This window comes from Streptosporangium sp. CA-135522, from assembly GCF_050949235.1.
Lineage (GTDB): Bacteria > Actinomycetota > Actinomycetes > Streptosporangiales > Streptosporangiaceae > Streptosporangium.
Map to the genome: position 1 here is coordinate 9,556,847 of NZ_CP192026.1, position 14,327 is coordinate 9,571,173.

13 protein-coding genes and 1 pseudogene are annotated in these 14,327 nt (G+C 71.0%); 8 read left to right on the forward strand and 6 right to left on the reverse strand.

Annotated elements, in window-relative coordinates:
- Positions 1–2: 2 nt before the first annotated feature.
- The 4 genes from ACQPYK_RS44970 to ACQPYK_RS44985 are packed head-to-tail and all read right to left on the reverse strand — an operon-like array spanning position 3 to position 3,746.
- The gene (locus tag ACQPYK_RS44970) at positions 3–566 is read right to left on the reverse strand and encodes an ECF transporter S component (RefSeq protein WP_433246290.1); all 564 of its coding nucleotides are present in this window, start codon (positions 564–566) and stop codon (positions 3–5) included.
- Positions 563–2,188, reverse strand: coding sequence for an ABC transporter ATP-binding protein (locus tag ACQPYK_RS44975; protein ID WP_433246293.1), 1,626 nt, complete (start codon positions 2,186–2,188; stop codon positions 563–565). The genes ACQPYK_RS44970 and ACQPYK_RS44975 overlap by 4 nt, the downstream gene beginning before the upstream one ends.
- Positions 2,185–3,345, reverse strand: coding sequence for an adenosylhomocysteinase (locus ACQPYK_RS44980; RefSeq protein WP_433246296.1), 1,161 nt, complete (start codon positions 3,343–3,345; stop codon positions 2,185–2,187). The genes ACQPYK_RS44975 and ACQPYK_RS44980 overlap by 4 nt, the downstream gene beginning before the upstream one ends.
- On the reverse strand, positions 3,339–3,746 hold the full coding sequence (locus ACQPYK_RS44985; RefSeq protein WP_433246299.1) for a hypothetical protein: 408 nt from the start codon (positions 3,744–3,746) through the stop codon (positions 3,339–3,341). Before ACQPYK_RS44985 ends, ACQPYK_RS44980 begins: the two co-directional genes overlap by 7 nt.
- A gap of 153 nt (positions 3,747–3,899) precedes the next feature.
- On the opposite strand from ACQPYK_RS44985, the gene ACQPYK_RS44990 reads away from it, so the two are divergent.
- The 4 genes from ACQPYK_RS44990 (at position 3,900) to ACQPYK_RS45005 (ending at position 8,023) form a co-directional block, all read left to right on the forward strand.
- Positions 3,900–4,109, forward strand: a complete 210-nt coding sequence (locus ACQPYK_RS44990) for a hypothetical protein (protein WP_433246302.1) — start codon at positions 3,900–3,902, stop codon at positions 4,107–4,109.
- A 95-nt stretch (positions 4,110–4,204) separates the two neighbouring features.
- Positions 4,205–6,070 (forward strand): CASTOR/POLLUX-related putative ion channel, encoded by a 1,866-nt coding sequence (locus tag ACQPYK_RS44995; RefSeq protein WP_433246305.1) that lies wholly within the window; start codon positions 4,205–4,207, stop codon positions 6,068–6,070.
- On the forward strand, positions 6,057–7,361 hold the full coding sequence (locus ACQPYK_RS45000) for a sensor histidine kinase (RefSeq protein WP_433246308.1): 1,305 nt from the start codon (positions 6,057–6,059) through the stop codon (positions 7,359–7,361). The genes ACQPYK_RS44995 and ACQPYK_RS45000 overlap by 14 nt, the downstream gene beginning before the upstream one ends.
- Positions 7,358–8,023 carry a response regulator gene (locus tag ACQPYK_RS45005; RefSeq protein ID WP_433246311.1) on the forward strand — a complete coding sequence of 222 codons (666 nt, stop codon included), beginning with the start codon at positions 7,358–7,360 and terminating at the stop codon, positions 8,021–8,023. The genes ACQPYK_RS45000 and ACQPYK_RS45005 overlap by 4 nt, the downstream gene beginning before the upstream one ends.
- A 2-nt stretch (positions 8,024–8,025) precedes the next feature.
- Here the strand turns inward: ACQPYK_RS45005 and ACQPYK_RS45010 are convergent.
- Both ACQPYK_RS45010 and ACQPYK_RS45015 read right to left on the reverse strand, forming a co-directional pair.
- Positions 8,026–8,127: pseudogene (locus ACQPYK_RS45010) on the reverse strand (IS481 family transposase); the annotation flags it as partial.
- 121 nt (positions 8,128–8,248) lie between these two features.
- Positions 8,249–9,151, reverse strand: a complete 903-nt coding sequence (locus ACQPYK_RS45015; protein WP_433246314.1) for an endo-beta-N-acetylglucosaminidase H — start codon at positions 9,149–9,151, stop codon at positions 8,249–8,251.
- A gap of 432 nt (positions 9,152–9,583) precedes the next feature.
- Here ACQPYK_RS45015 and ACQPYK_RS45020 point away from each other — a divergent pair, with 432 nt between their 5' ends.
- The 4 genes from ACQPYK_RS45020 (at position 9,584) to ACQPYK_RS45035 (ending at position 14,324) form a co-directional block, all read left to right on the forward strand.
- On the forward strand, positions 9,584–10,834 hold the full coding sequence (locus ACQPYK_RS45020; RefSeq protein WP_433246317.1) for a cytochrome ubiquinol oxidase subunit I: 1,251 nt from the start codon (positions 9,584–9,586) through the stop codon (positions 10,832–10,834).
- Between the two features lie 10 nt (positions 10,835–10,844).
- The gene (locus ACQPYK_RS45025; protein ID WP_433246320.1) at positions 10,845–11,588 is read left to right on the forward strand and encodes a cytochrome d ubiquinol oxidase subunit II; all 744 of its coding nucleotides are present in this window, start codon (positions 10,845–10,847) and stop codon (positions 11,586–11,588) included.
- 274 nt (positions 11,589–11,862) lie between these two features.
- Positions 11,863–12,744: an ABC transporter ATP-binding protein gene (locus tag ACQPYK_RS45030; protein WP_433246323.1), complete on the forward strand. Its 882-nt coding sequence runs from the start codon at positions 11,863–11,865 to the stop codon at positions 12,742–12,744.
- Entirely contained in the window at positions 12,741–14,324 is a 1,584-nt protein-coding gene (locus ACQPYK_RS45035) for an ABC transporter permease (RefSeq protein WP_433246326.1), read from the forward strand. The genes ACQPYK_RS45030 and ACQPYK_RS45035 overlap by 4 nt, the downstream gene beginning before the upstream one ends.
- Positions 14,325–14,327: the final 3 nt, after the last annotated feature.

The following is a 14,327-nucleotide window of genomic DNA, read 5'->3' on the forward strand; positions in this document are numbered from 1 at the left end:
CGCTACAGCCCCGCGCGCTTGGCGAGCGGCTCCCAGGCGGCGTCCAGCGCCGGGACCAGGATGACGACCGCGATGCCGTTGGCCAGCAGCGCCGGCAGGTAGTTCACGAAGAGGAAGGTGGAGAAGTCCACCTCCTGGAGCCAGATGTCGGTGATCACGAAGAGCAGGCCGATCGCGGTGGCGGCGAGCGCCGCGACGGCCGTGACCAGGTAGCGGACGGTCTCGTTGGCGATCGGCGGGATCACGGTGAAGATCAGCGCGGCCGTCGCGCCGACCAGGCCGTTGGCGACGCTCCAGTTCCACCAGAGCAGGCCGCTGCCCTGGATGAGGTCGATGATGAGGTTGCCGACGAGGCCGACGAAGAAGCCGGTGATGACGCCGAAGCGCTTGCCGAAGAACGGCACCAGCGCGAACGCGGGCCGGACGGCGACGCTCTGGGTGCCGGGGATGAGGAAGCTGAACAGGCCGAGCACGGCGTACAGGGCCGCGCCGACGGCGCCGAACACGATCGTCCTGGAGCTGATGGCCCACGGTGAGTGGCGCGGTGACAGTGCCTCGGTGCTCATGAAGGGGGGCTTCCTTCCGGGTGGGGGATGAGGCGGCGCGCGAGGTCGAACGGGTGGGGAATCCCCCCCGCGCCGGAAAGGTGGTCGCGGATGGCCCGGACCAGGCTGGTCTCTCGGAGCCCGGCGCGGGACCAGACGTCCGCGTCGCAGGCCAGTTCGACGGGTGACGCGTCGGCGACGACGCGGCCCCCGTCGACGAGGACGATCCGATCGGCGGAGGTCAGCGCCAGATCGACGTCGTGGGTGATGAAGTAGACGCTTTCCGCGGCTTCCAGGACCGACGCCATGAACCGCGTGGTGGCGTGCAGGTCCTGGCCGGCGGTGGGCTCGTCGAGGATGAGCGTGCGGGGCCGCATGGCCAGGGCCAGGGCGACGGTGAGGCGGCGCTGCTGGCCGAAGGAGAGCGTGCGCGGCGAGCGGTTCATGACGTCGATCTCGCCGTCGAGGAGCATCGCGCGCAGCGCCTCCCGCGAGACCCGCGCGACCTCCTCCGCCGGCCAGCCGAGGTTGTGCGGGCCGAAGGCCAGCTCGTCGGCGACCGTCGCGCAGAACAACGCCTGGCCCGGGTTCTGGAAGACGTATCCGAAGGTGGTGGCCAGCTCCAGGGTCGAGCGCTCCGTGACGGGCGCGCCGTCCACGTGGACCGCGCCGCGCAGCGGTTCGAGGAGCCGTACGGCGGCGCGCAGCAGGGTGGACTTCCCCGCCCCGTTCCGCCCGAGGACCGCCACCCGCTCGCCGGCGCCGAACGCCAGGTCCACACCGTCCAGCACGGCCCGCCCGCCGTATCCCAGCGCGACCTTCCGGTAGTCCAGCCGGGGCGTGGTGCCCGGCCTGGCCCGGCGTGGGCCCACCGGTACGGCGGGCAGCTCGGCGGCCCTGGCCACCAGCGTCTCGAACGGCAGCTTCACGTGGGCCACCGGCGCGAACTCCAGGAAACCGGCCACGTCCCCCGCGTACCGGCTGCGCCCGTCCTCCAGGTAGAGGACCTGGGTGGGCGCGAAGTCGAGGATCTCCTCCACCCGGTGCTCGACGACCACGGCGGCCCCGCCCTCGTCGACGAACCGGCGCAGCTCGCGCATGAGCCGCAGGCTCGCCTCCAGGTCGAGGTTGGCCAGCGGCTCGTCCACCAGTACGATCCGCGGGCGCATCACCAGCACCCCGGCGAACGCCACCATCTGCAGCTCGCCGCCGCTCAGCTCGGCGGTGGCCCGGCCCAGCAGGTGACGGATGCCGACCCGGTCGACCACCTCGGCGATGCGGCGGCGGATCTCGGCGCGGGGCAGGCCCAGGTTCTCCGGGCCGAAGGCCAGCTCGGCGTCCACGGTGGTGCCGACGATCTGCTTGCGGGGATCCTGGAGCAGGGTGCCGACGGTGGTGGACAGCTGCCTGACGCTCTGCCCGGCCACCGGCCGCCCGCCGACCAGGACCTCGCCGGTCGCCTCGGCCCGGTAGGCGTGCGGGACGAGCCCGTTGAGCAGCCGCAGCAGGGTGCTCTTGCCGCAGCCGGAGGGCCCGCTGACCAGCACGAGATCCCCCGGGCCGACGGCGAGGTCCACCTCGGTGAGCACCTGCCGGCCGGTGACCTGGTAGCGGACCGACGCGGACCGCAGCTCGACGATCACAGGCCGCTGCCCAGGAACTCGCGCTGGCCGGCGGACGGCTCGTCGAGGCCGATCCCCAGCGCGCGCAGCTTGAGCCGGGCGACCCGCTCGTCCAGTTCGGCGGGCATGAGATGGACGGCGGGCGCCATGGCGGGGCCGTGCGTCACCAGGTGCTCCACGGCGAGCGCCTGCACCGACAGCGACAGGTCCATGATCTCGATCGGGTTCCCCTCGGCCGCCGCGCAGTTCACGCACTCCCCCTCGGCCAGCACGGTGATGCCGGGCGGCACGTCATCGGTCTCGACCTCGTCCGGCACCCCGCCGGCGACCGCCACCACGGCGCCGGCTCGCATGGCCCGCAGGTGCTCGCGGGTGATCGTGTGCGCCACGCCGGTCGCGGAGAACACCAGATCGGCCCCCGGACAGGCGTCGAGCAGCGGGCGGACCTCGAACCCCTCGTGGTGGGCGCGCAGCGCGGCGAACGGCTCCACCTCGGTCACGACGACCCGGGCGCCGAGCGCCCCGGCGTAGCGGGCGACCCCCTGGCCGACGTGGCCGTAGCCCGCGACCACGCAGACGGCGCCGGCGAGCCGCAGGCCGGTCAGGTCCACGGCGGCCATCACGCAGGACTGCCCGGTCCCGTGCACGTTGTCGAACAGGTATTTCGAGCGGGCGTCGTTGACGGCCAGCACGGGGATCCGCAGCTCGCCCCGCTCGGCCATGACCCGTAGCGGGCGCAGGCCGCTGGTCGTCTCCTCGGCCGCCCCGATCAACCCGTCCAGGAGGCCGACGGCGTGGGCCAGCCGTACGACCCTGGAACCGTCGTCGGCGAGCACGTCCGGTCTCTGGCCGAGCATGCGCAGCGCGAAGTCCCGGTCCTGGGCCGGCGAGGCATCGGAGCGGGCGAGCACGGCCACTCCCTCCGACACCAGGGCCGCGGCCACGTCGTCGGAGGTCCCGCTCGCCGGACAGGTCACGATGACGTCCGCCCCGGCGTCCCTGAGCGTGAGCGCCAGGTTCGCGGTCTTGGGCTCCAGCACGAGCACCAGGCCGACCTTCCGCCCGGTCAGGTCGAGTTCCCCGGCGATCGCGTTCAGCACCGGCATGGACCGCCGCGCCCAGGCGATGCGCTCCAGCCCGCGTCCCCGGAGCGAGGCGTCCCTGATGTCAGCTAACACGCCATGTCCAGCACGAACACCTCGCGGTCGGGGTCGAGCCGGTAGGCGGTGATCCCGTCACGGACCCTCACCCCCGCCGATCCGTCGAACATCGCCGACGTCGGCGAGGAGGACCCGGCCGACGCCAGGATCGCCCCGTCCCGCAGGAGGGGCAGGTGCTCCCCGCTCGCGCCGATCACCAGATCGGCCAGCGCCACGGCCTGCGCCTCGGACAGGACCCGGTGCCCTCGCAGCGCCGCCGCCGGGTCGGTAAGGAGGGTCTGCGCCCCCATCGCCCGCAGACAGGAGGCCAGTTCCGGCTCGTGGCCGAGGACGGCGACGCGCTTGCCGGCCATCAGCAGGTTGGTGAGCCGAAGAATCGTCTGGATCGCGGCCTGTGCCCGGTGTTGTCCGTCGCTCATGACCCCTCGTCCGATCTTTTGCAAGATCCGATTAAAGGGGAGATTCACACCCAGTGACAATGCTCTTCGCCCGATAAAAGACGACAATCAGCACGTGTGATGCTGACAAGGGTCCCCCTATATCCCCTCAAAGCCCCTTCTACGGTGTGAAACATGCTGGATTGCGACACCCGGGCCGCCGTCCACGACGCGCCCCGCGAAGGCGTCCGTCCCCGGGCGGAGGTCGCCGCCCGAGCCGTTCCGGAGCTCCGGGCCACGCGCGATCCCGCACGCTTCCCCGCCGACCTCGCTCGCCGTTCGACCGCCTCGCGCGAAGCCCCGTTCGACCGCCCCGCGCGAAGATCGCCGAGCCGGGCCCCGTAATGTCCGGCGGCGACGCTCCACCGATTTGCGAACACCAGAGCGACCGGTAACTTTGTGCGATTGTTGGGCGGGCATTTACCTACGGGGAGGTACCGGTGTCCAGGGCGACATTCCGGGAACGGGTGCGATACTGGTTCGACAACACCATGTCGCGAGGCGCGGTGGCCCTGATCGGCTGGCTCGCTCTGATCTCCATCGGCCTGATCCTGCTGATCACGGGGTTGAGCCTGTGGCTGACGCCGGTCGAGGCGGCCAAGAACAACGGCTTCCCGGGCATGCTGTGGATGTCGCTCATGCGCACGCTGAGCCCCGGCAAGGTCGCCAGCGACAGCGGGAGCGCGTTGTTCATCGCGCTCATGTTCACCGCGTCGCTGGGCGGGATCTTCATCGTGAGCGCCCTGGTCGGCGTGCTCTCCAACGGGCTCAAGACCAAGTTCGAGCAGTTGCGCAAGGGCAGGTCCCGGATCCTCGAGACCAGGCACACCGTGATCCTCGGCTGGTCGGACCAGATCTTCACGATCATCGACGAGCTGGTCCAGGCGCACGCCAGCCAGCACGGCTCCGTCATCTCGATCCTGGCCGACCGGGACAAGCTCGCCATGGAGGACGACATCCGCGAGCACGTGGGCGAGACCGGCAGGACCAAGCTGGTCTGCCGCACCGGCCGGCCCACCGAGCCGGCGGACCTCGACCTGATGAACCTCGACGCGGCCCGCTCGGTGGTCGTGCTGTCCCCGCAGGGCGACGACCCCGACGCGCACGTCATCAAGACCCTGCTCGCCCTGGTCAAACGCTCCGGCGACCACCCGCCGGTGGTGGCGGCGATCGCGAGCACCGCCAACATGGCCGCCGCCCGCCTGGCCGGAGGCCCGGACGTCCACCTGGTCGACTCCGACGACACCGCCTCCCGGCTCATCGTGCAGTCGTCGCGGCAGTCGGGCACGTCCGTGGTCTGCATGGACCTGCTCAACTTCTCCGGCGGCGAGATCTACATGCGCTCCGACCCGGAGCTGGCCGGTATGACGTACGGCGAGGCACTCCCGGCCTACCAGACCGCCACGGTCATCGGCCTGCGCCGCGAGGACCGGACGCTGCTGAACCCATCGATGGACACCGTGATCGCCGCGGACGACCAGATCATCGTGATCGCCCAGGACGACTCGATGATCCATCTGGCCGACGGCATGCCGAAGGCCCAGGAGGAGTCGATCGTCTCGTCCGAGCCCGACAGGATCGGGCCGGAGCGGACCCTCGTCCTCAACTGGAACGGCCGGGGCCACCAGATCATCCACTGCCTCGACGGCTACGCCGCCCCCGGCTCCGTCCTGGACATCGCCTCCGACCACCCCGGCGCCTCCATCGGCTCCGAGAGCCTGGTCAACCTGACGGTGAACGTCAAGGAGTGCGACACCACCGACCGCTACGCGCTGGAAGCCCTGGGGCTGGGCGTCTACCAGCACGTGATCGTGCTCTCCGACGACCGCTACAGCGCCACGCACGCCGACACCCGGACGCTGATGACCCTGCTCCAGCTCCGCGACATGCAGACCACGCTCGGCGAGCGCTACTCCATCGTCAGCGAGATGCACGACGAGAACAACCGCGCCCTGGCCGAGGTGACCCGGGCCGACGACATCGTGATCAGCGACACGGTCATCGGGCTGCTGCTGGCCCAGCTCACCGAGAACCGGCACCTGATCGACGTGTTCGGCTACCTCTTCGACTCGCGCGGATCGGAGATCTACCCCCGCCCGGCCGGCCAGTACGTCCGTGCCGGGGCCCCGATCAGCTTCGCCTCGGTGATCGAGTCGGCCCGCCGCCGGGGTGAGACCGCGATCGGCTACCGCCTGGCGGACCGGGTGAACGAGGCTCCGCACTTCGGCGTCGTCCTCAACCCCGACAAGTCGCAGCCGCTCCGCCTGGGCCCCGGGGACTCGGTGATCGTCCTTGCCGAACGCTGACCCGTTCGCGGGCCGGGACGGAGATCAGGCGCGGCACGCCGCCGTCGCCCGGCAAGCGGTTCGCGGAGCATCGGGGACGAGATCGCGCCGCGTTCCGGCGGAGACCCTGGTCACCGCCGTGGTGATCATCGGAATGCTCGCCGGCAACGTCACCATGGCCGTGCTCCGGCCGGAGGTGACGCTCAACGTCTGGGACTACACGATGCCGCCGCTGGCGTGCGCCGGGGCCGCCCTCCGACGCCGCCTCCCGGTCCCGGCGCTGATCCTGGCCGTGGCGGCGGCCGGGCTGTACTACCCGCTGGCGCGCATGGACGGCCTGGTCTTCCTGCCGGTGCTCCTCACCCTGTTCACCGCCGCCGACCTCGGCCATCTCGCCGCGGCGGCGACCGTCACGGTCGTCAGCCTGCTGGCGATCACCCTCAGCGAGCTGAGCAGCCCGATCCGGCATCTCGACGACAGCCAGTTTCTGCTGCTGGGCGGCTGGGTGCTCGCGACCCTGGCGATGGGCGGGGTGTCACGCAACCGGCGCGCCTACCTGGCCGAGGCCGGGCGAAGGCTGGAGGAGGCCGAGCGCACCCGCGAGGAGGAGGCGCGGCGCAGGGCCGTCGAGGAACGGCTGCGGATCGCCCGGGAGCTGCACGACACGCTCGGCCACAACATCTCGATGATCAACGTGCAGGCCGGGGCCGCGCTGCACCGGATCCAGGACCGGCCCGAGCAGGCCGAAGCGGCGCTGGCGACCATCAAGGAGACCAGCAAGGAGGTCCTGCGCGAGCTTCGGGCCACGCTGGGCGTGCTGAGGCAGGTGGACGAGGAGTCCCCCACCGGCCCGGCGCCGAGCCTGACCCGGATCCGGGAGCTGACCGACCGGAGTGGGCTGACCGTGCGGACCGAGCTCCTCGGCGAGGCCCGCGCCCTGCCCGCGGAGGTGGACCACGCGGCCGTGCGCATCATCCAGGAGGCGCTGACCAACGTCACCCGCCACTCGGGCACGGGCGCCGCCGACCTCGTCGTCCGGTACGGCGAGGCCGACCTCGTCCTCCAGATCGACGACCACGGGCCCGACGACACGGCCGGAGAGCCCGACGCCACGCCGTCCGGCACCCCGAAACCCGGAACCGGTGCCGGGCCGGCGTCCGGGGTGGGACCGGCGTCCGGACCCGGGACCGGGTTCGGGATCATCGGCATGCGGGAGCGGGCCGTCGCCCTGGGCGGATTCCTGGAGGCGGGGCCCCGCCCCGGCGGAGGCTTCCGCGTCCGCGCCCGGCTTCCCCTGAGAGGAACCTCATGATTCGCGTGCTGCTCGCCGACGACCAGACGCTGGTCCGCGCCGGATTCCGGTCGATCCTGGAGGGCGAGGACGACATCGAGGTGGTCGGGGAGGCGGCCGACGGGGCGCGGGCCGTACGGCTCGCCGGCGAGTTGGGCCCCGACGTGGTGCTGATGGACATCCGGATGCCCGAGCTGGACGGGCTGGAGGCCACGCGGCGGATCGTCGCCGACGGTCGGCTGGCCGCCACCAAGGTGATCATCCTGACCACTTTCGACCTCGACGACTACGTGTACGGCGCGCTGCGCGCAGGAGCCGGCGGGTTCCTGGTCAAGGACACCGAGCCGGCCGAGCTCATCCACGGGGTCAGGGTGGTGGCCAGGGGCGACGCGCTGATCGCGCCGTCGGTCACCCGGCGGCTGATCGCGGAGTTCGCCGGGCGGGTGAAGCGGCCCGAGCCGGGGCCGGAGTTCAACGGGCTGACCGAGCGCGAGCGGGAGGTACTGACGCTGGTCGCCGGCGGGCTGTCCAACGACGAGATCGCCGCCAGGCTGGTGTTGAGCCCGGCCACCGCCAAGACCCACGTGAGCCGGATCATGACCAAGCTGCACGCGCGGGACCGGACCCAGCTCGTGGTCCTCGCCTACGAGGCGGGCGTGGTCACCCCCGGGTGGATGGACTAGGTGTACCGTCCCGCGGCACGCCGCAGCGGCCACCCGTCATCCACGGCGCACCGGGCGAGACACAGCCTGCCGGTCTCGGTCAAAGAGACGTTACGGTGAGGCATGAGGGTCTCCGTCGGCTCGGTGTAGGTGTCGCGATCCACACCGAGCCGACGGAGACCCTCCTTCATTCCAAGAACATCGGGCCCGTGTCGCTCCCGTACTCGACCTCTGTGGTCAGTACACCTAGGCGTTGTAGACGGCAGAGCTGCCGTAGAGCTTGTTGGTGAACGCCGAGATGTAGGAGGCCGTGTTCGCCGCGGTGAGGTTGTAGGTGAGGAAGACGCCGTACCCCTCGTTGACCGTGCGCTGGGCCAGGCGCGCGGCGGTGGACGAACTGGTCGCGCTGAACGACACCGCGGCCGGGGAGAGACGGGACTTGGAGCTCGGGCCGCTCGGCACGGCCCAGGTGCCGTAGTACGGGTTCCAGGCGTAGTCGAAGGTGTTGGCGATGCTCACCCCGTTGTAGGTCAGGCGGCCCGAGGCCGGGCCGATGTCGTACAGCGTGATGAGCTTGTTCGGCAGCTTCTGGCGCAGGGCCGAGACCAGGTAGACGAATGAGAAGTCGTTCGGCTGACCGGTGCCGTTGTTGCCGTACTCGACGTACTCGTCGTCGAAGTCGATGCCGTCGAGTCCGTACGTCGTCACCGCGTCGGCCAGCTCCTGGGCGAACGCGTCAGCGGCCTGCCGGGACGGGAAGTTCGCGAAGCCGGCGCCCTGGTGGTTGCCGAGGACGGACAGCAGGACCTTGATGCCCTTCTGCTGCAGCGGGCGGATCTCGGTCGCCACGTTGTCGAGCACGTTCTGCACGTTCTCGTTGAAGTGCAGGTAGGCGTTCGTGCCGTCGTAGTTGATGTTGGCCGCAAAGATGACCGCGATGTCGAACACCTGCGCACCGCCCTTGGCGAGCGTGTACTTCGCGGCGTTCGTCATGCTCTCGTTGTTGACCTCGACGTAGACGACCGAGATCGGTCCGGTCTTCGCACGTGGGCGGCGCTCGGCGTGCGCCGTGGTGGGCAGCGCGACACCGGCGGTGGCCGCGGCCAGGACCGACAGCAGGGTCCTTCTCCGCATCAGCGGTGCACTCATCGATCGACTCCTCATCACGGGGGGGCATGCTGCTATATCGGTTAAGTCCAGCTCACCACCTGTCAGAAAGACAGACGGGGACTGGAGATAAATCGGTATAGCGCATCGATCATCGGTAGCTCAGGGCCCGCTGTCAAGGTGTCCTCAGCGCAGGGTGAGATCTCGGTCCGGCCGGCCACCGCCTTCACCTCCACCTACATCTCGGCCTCGGTGCCGACCGGCGCCCACACCACCGAAACGCTCCGCCACCAGGTTTGAGGGGCGGCGGTAGGGCGGTCCAGGACCGGCGGAGGGCCGCCGGAAAGCACGTCGTGATCCTCAAGCAGGCGCGAAGAGGTGTACGGCGCGGGCGCGCGGGCGCGACTTCTGGAGTACGGCGGATACACGCCGGGAGGGACGCGCGGGCGGCGACCGTACCGCGAACCTCGGGGCATGGAGACGCTCGACCTCGCCCGCCTGCAGTTCGCCCTCACCGCCGGATCGCATTTCCTGTTCGTGGCCCTGACCCTCGGCCTGGCGACCCTGGTGGCACTCATGCAGACCCGGGCCACGCTGACCGGCTCGGCCGTGCACCGGCGGATGACGCGGTTCTGGGGACGGCTCTACGTGATCAACTACGCGATGGGGATCGTCACCGGCCTGGTGATGGAGTTCCAGCTCGGCCTGGTCTGGAACGGGCTGACGCACTTCGCGGGCAACGTGTTCGGCGCCTCGCTGGCGATGGAGACGCTCACCGCCTTCTTCGTCGAGTCGACGTTCCTCGGATTGTGGATCTTCGGCTGGGACCGGCTGAACCGGTGGGCACACCTGGGGGTGATCTGGGTGGTCACCCTCACCGCCTACGCCTCCGCTTACTGGATCATGGTCTCCAACGGTTTCCTGCAGAACCCGGTCGGCGCCGAGGTGGTGGACGGCGTGCTCCGGCTCACCGACGTGACGGCGGTGCTCACCAACCCGGCGGCGGTCGTCGCGGCCGTGCACATCCTGTCCGGCGCACTGGTGGTCGCCGGGTTCTTCATGGCCGGAGTGAGCGCCCACCACCTGCGCCGGCGCACCGGGGAGCAGGAGTTCTTCCGCCGGTCACTGCGGATCGGGGTGTTCACCACCCTGCCCGCGCTGATGGTCACCGCGACGTTCGGCGGTCTGCAGTTCGACACGGCGCAGCCGATGAAGCTGGCGGTCTACGCCCACCGGACGGAGGAGGTCGCGCGGCTCCAGGCCGGGATGGTCGCCGCGCACGGGCCCGGCGACTACATCCCGTCCGCCGCGCCGGTGCAGATCGGCGCCACCGCCATGATGATCGCCTTCGCGGTGATGCTGCTCGTCTCGGGGTTGAGCACCCTGCTGGCGCTGTTCCCCTGGACGGTCCGACGGCTGCGGATCTGGCACCTGCTGCTGACCGCGGCGATCCCGCTACCGTTCGCCGCCATGCTCGCCGGCTGGCTGTTTCGGGAGGCGGGCCGCCAGCCCTGGGTGGTGTACGGCCTGCTGACCACGCGGGACGCGCTGGGCGACCTGTCACCCGGTGCGCTCCGGTTCTCGCTGGTCGCCTTCGCCTCGCTGTTCGGCCTGCTGATCGCCGTCAACACCTGGATGCTCGCCCGCAGCGCCCGCCGGGGCCCCGAGGAGGCCGCCCCCGGCACCGCCCTCGCCGCCGAGCCGCTGCCCGTCCTGGCCTTCTGAGAGGACTTCCGTGGAAATCGCGTTTCTGGCGTTCTTCGCCGTCGGCTACTTCGTGCTGGCGGGCGCGGATCTGGGGATCGGCATGCTTCTGCCGTACCTCGGCCGCTCCGGCGAAGAGCGCGGGCGGGTGCTCGCCTCGATCACCCCGTTCTTCCTGTCCAACGAGGTGTGGCTGGTCGCGGCGGCCGGGGTCCTCGCCGGGGCCTTCCCCATCCTGGAGGGGGAACTGCTGGGCGGGTTGTACGTGCCGTTCGTGACGCTGCTGCTCGGCTGGGTGAGCCGGGACGCGGGCATCTGGCTGCGGGGCCGGGTGGAACGGGCCGCGTGGCGGGCCGGGTGTGACGGCGCCGTGGTCGGGGGAAGCTGGACGGTGGTGCTGAGCTGGGGTTTCGTCCTCGCCGGGACAGGCCGGGAGGGCGTCACCGCTCTCGGCGCGGCGATCGTCGTGCCCGCGGTCGTCGCCTTGTTCTGCGCCCACGGGCTGGCCCTGGCCGCTCTGCGGCTGTACGGCGGCCCGAGGGAGCGGGCACGGCGGTTCGCCGGAGCCTCGGGCGAGCGCACGATCTACGCCCTGACCTCGGGCGGGATGGCACTGGCCTGCCTGCTGGCCGGGTCCCGCCTGCCACTGGCGGAGAACCTGGCCGACCCGGCGACCCTCGCCCTGCTCACTCCGTCACTGCTGGTGATCACTCCCGTGCTGGTGGCGTCGCAGGGGTGGCTCTGGTGGGCCTTCGGCCGCGTCCGGATCAGGTAGCAGTGATCATGAAGGCCAGGCCGAGCAGCACGACGACGGGGATCAGCCACACCACGGCCTCGACTGCGAACTCCTTGTACACGGTCAATTTCTCCCTTTAAGTCACGCTAAATCCATAAATTTGGCCATGCGAAGCATATGTGCACTGAGAGGCAGTCCCGCACGTGGGCCGGGCGCCACCGATTGGGGCATTCGCCCGATACCGCGCCGGCCACGGGATCCCTAGCGTCGTGACCTGTGAGGAACGACCCTCACAGAACGCAGGAGTTCCCCCATGGAGCACGTCATCGCGGTGTCCGGCCTGGTCAAGACCTTCGGCCGGACCCGTGCCCTGGACGGCCTGGACCTCACCGTCAGAACCGGCGAGGTGCACGGCTTCCTCGGTCCCAACGGAGCTGGAAAGTCCACCACGATCCGTGTCCTACTCGGTCTGATGCGCGCCGACGGCGGCACGGTCCGGCTGCTCGGCGGCGACCCCGCCGACACCGGACTGCACCGCAGGCTCGCCTACGTCCCCGGTGATGTGGCGCTCTGGCCCCAGCTGACCGGCGGCGAGGTGATCGACCTGCTCGGCAGGCTCCGCGGCGGCCTGAACGCCGGGCGCAGGGCGGAGCTGCTCGACCGGTTCGAGCTGGACCCCCGCAAGAAGGCACGCGCCTACTCCAAGGGCAACCGGCAGAAGGTGGCGCTGGTCGCGGCGTTCGCCTCGGACGCCGAACTGCTGATCCTGGACGAGCCGACCTCGGGCCTGGACCCGCTGATGGAGGCCGTCTTCCGAAGCTGCGTCGCCGAGGAGAAGGCCAAGGGCAGGACCGTGCTGCTGTCCAGCCACATCCTGTCGGAGGTCGAGACCCTCTGCGACCGGGTGAGCATCATCAGGGCCGGCCGTAACGTCGAGTCCGGCACCCTCGCCGACCTGCGGCATCTCACCCGGATCTCGATCACCGCCGAGCTGGCCGGCCCGCCACCGGCGATCCCCGGCCTGGAGACCGACGGCAACCTCGTCCGCTGCCAGGTGGACGCCGATGAGCTCAACGACGTGCTGCGCGCGCTCACCGCCGCGGGCGTGCGGAACCTCACGTGCCAGCCGCCGACGCTGGAGGAGCTGTTCATGCGGCATTACGAGAGCGACACGAAGGCCGAGGTCGTCCGATGAACTCCCTGATCGGAACCGGTGCCCTGATCCGGCTGGCCCTGCGGCGCGAACGCGTCATGACCCCGCTGTGGATCGCCCTGCTCGTCGTGATGACCGTGGGACAGGTCAAGCGATACGCCCAGACCTTCCCCACCACACAGGCCATCGCGGACTTCGCCGCCGAGATGGGCGGCAACCGGGCGCTGATCGCCTTCGGCGGCGAGATCTACAGCCCCACGCTCGGCGGCATGACCGTCTGGAAGATCGCCGACATCGTCTACACGCTGATCGGGCTCATGGCCGTGCTGACGGTCGTGCGGCACACCCGCGCCGAGGAGGAGTCGGGGCGGGCCGAGCTGGTCGGCTCCGCCGTGGTCGGCCGCTTCGCGGCACTGACCGCGAGCCTGGTGGTGACCTGTGCCGCGAGCCTCCTCACCGGCCTGGTCATCGCACTCGGCATGACGGGCGCCGGACTGGACGCGACCGGGTCGCTGGCGCTCGGCATCGGGATGACCGTACCCGGGCTGATCTTCGCCGGGGTCGCGGCGGTGACGACCCAGCTCACCGAGCGGGCGCGTACCGCGACCGCCCTGGCGAGCGGGGTCCTGGCCGTGAGCTACGTGCTGCGGTTCGTCGCGGACGGCTCCGGCCAGGAGTGGATCAAATGGCTGTCCCCGCAGGGCTGGAGCCACCTCATCCGCCCCTACGCGGACGAGCGGTGGACACCGCTCGCCCTGGGCCTGTCGGTCGCCCTCCTCACGATCGCCGTGGCCTACCGGCTGGCCGCCCGCAGGGATCTGGGCACCGGCCTGATCCCCCAGCGCCCCGGCCCGGCCACCGCCGCCCCCGGCCTGCGCAGCCCGCTCGCCCTCGCCTGGCGGCTCCAGCGTGGCCTGCTGCTCGGCTGGACGACCGGCTTCGCGGTGATGGGTGTGTTCTTCGGCGGCCTGGCCGCCACGATCCCCGAGGTGGCCGGTGAGGGCGCCTCGATCCAGGAGTTCTTCCGCCGCTACGCCGGCCCGGAGGGGTCCAGCCTCACCGACGCCTACCTCTGGCTGATCGCGCTCAGTCTCGGCTACACCGCCGCCCTCTATCCCGCCCTGGCGACGCTGCGGCTGCGCGGCGAGGAGAGCACCGGGCACACGGAGATGCTGCTGGCCACCCCGGTCGGCCGTCTCCGGCTGGCCGCGAGCCACCTGGTCTTCGCCGCCCTGGGCCCGGTGGCCGTGCTGGCCGCCGCGGGGCTCACCATGGGGCTGGCCACGGGCGACACCGTCAGGGTGCTCGGCGCCACGCTCGTCCAGGTCCCGGCCGTGTGGACGGTCGGCGGGGTCGCGGTGCTGGCCTTCGGGCTCCTGCCGAGGCTCGCCGCCGCGATCTCCTGGGGCGCCTTCCTGTTCGTCAACCTCTTCGGTGAGGTGCTCGGCCCGATCCTCGGCATGGACTACTGGATCGCGAACACCGCGGTGCCCTTCCACCACCTGCCGAAGATCCTGTCCGGCGGTGAGTTCGCCGCCACCCCGATCGTGGCGCTCACCGCGGTCGCAGCCCTGCTCTGCGGGGCGGGCCTGCTCGCCTACCGGCGCCGCGACATCGTGTGAGCG

Excerpts from the sequence above, each read along its gene's own strand:
- ACQPYK_RS45030 (WP_433246323.1), top strand. The coding sequence starts at position 11,863 with ATGGAGCACGTCATCGCGGTGTCCGGCCTGGTCAAGACCTTCGGCCGG.
- ACQPYK_RS45005 (WP_433246311.1), top strand. The coding sequence starts at position 7,358 with ATGATTCGCGTGCTGCTCGCCGACGACCAGACGCTGGTCCGCGCCGGA.
- ACQPYK_RS45035 (WP_433246326.1), top strand. The coding sequence starts at position 12,741 with ATGAACTCCCTGATCGGAACCGGTGCCCTGATCCGGCTGGCCCTGCGG.
- ACQPYK_RS45015 (WP_433246314.1), bottom strand. The coding sequence starts at position 9,151 with ATGAGTGCACCGCTGATGCGGAGAAGGACCCTGCTGTCGGTCCTGGCC.
- ACQPYK_RS45020 (WP_433246317.1), top strand. The coding sequence starts at position 9,584 with ATGGAGACGCTCGACCTCGCCCGCCTGCAGTTCGCCCTCACCGCCGGA.
- ACQPYK_RS44970 (WP_433246290.1), bottom strand. The coding sequence starts at position 566 with ATGAGCACCGAGGCACTGTCACCGCGCCACTCACCGTGGGCCATCAGC.
- ACQPYK_RS44985 (WP_433246299.1), bottom strand. The coding sequence starts at position 3,746 with ATGAGCGACGGACAACACCGGGCACAGGCCGCGATCCAGACGATTCTT.
- ACQPYK_RS44990 (WP_433246302.1), top strand. The coding sequence starts at position 3,900 with ATGCTGGATTGCGACACCCGGGCCGCCGTCCACGACGCGCCCCGCGAA.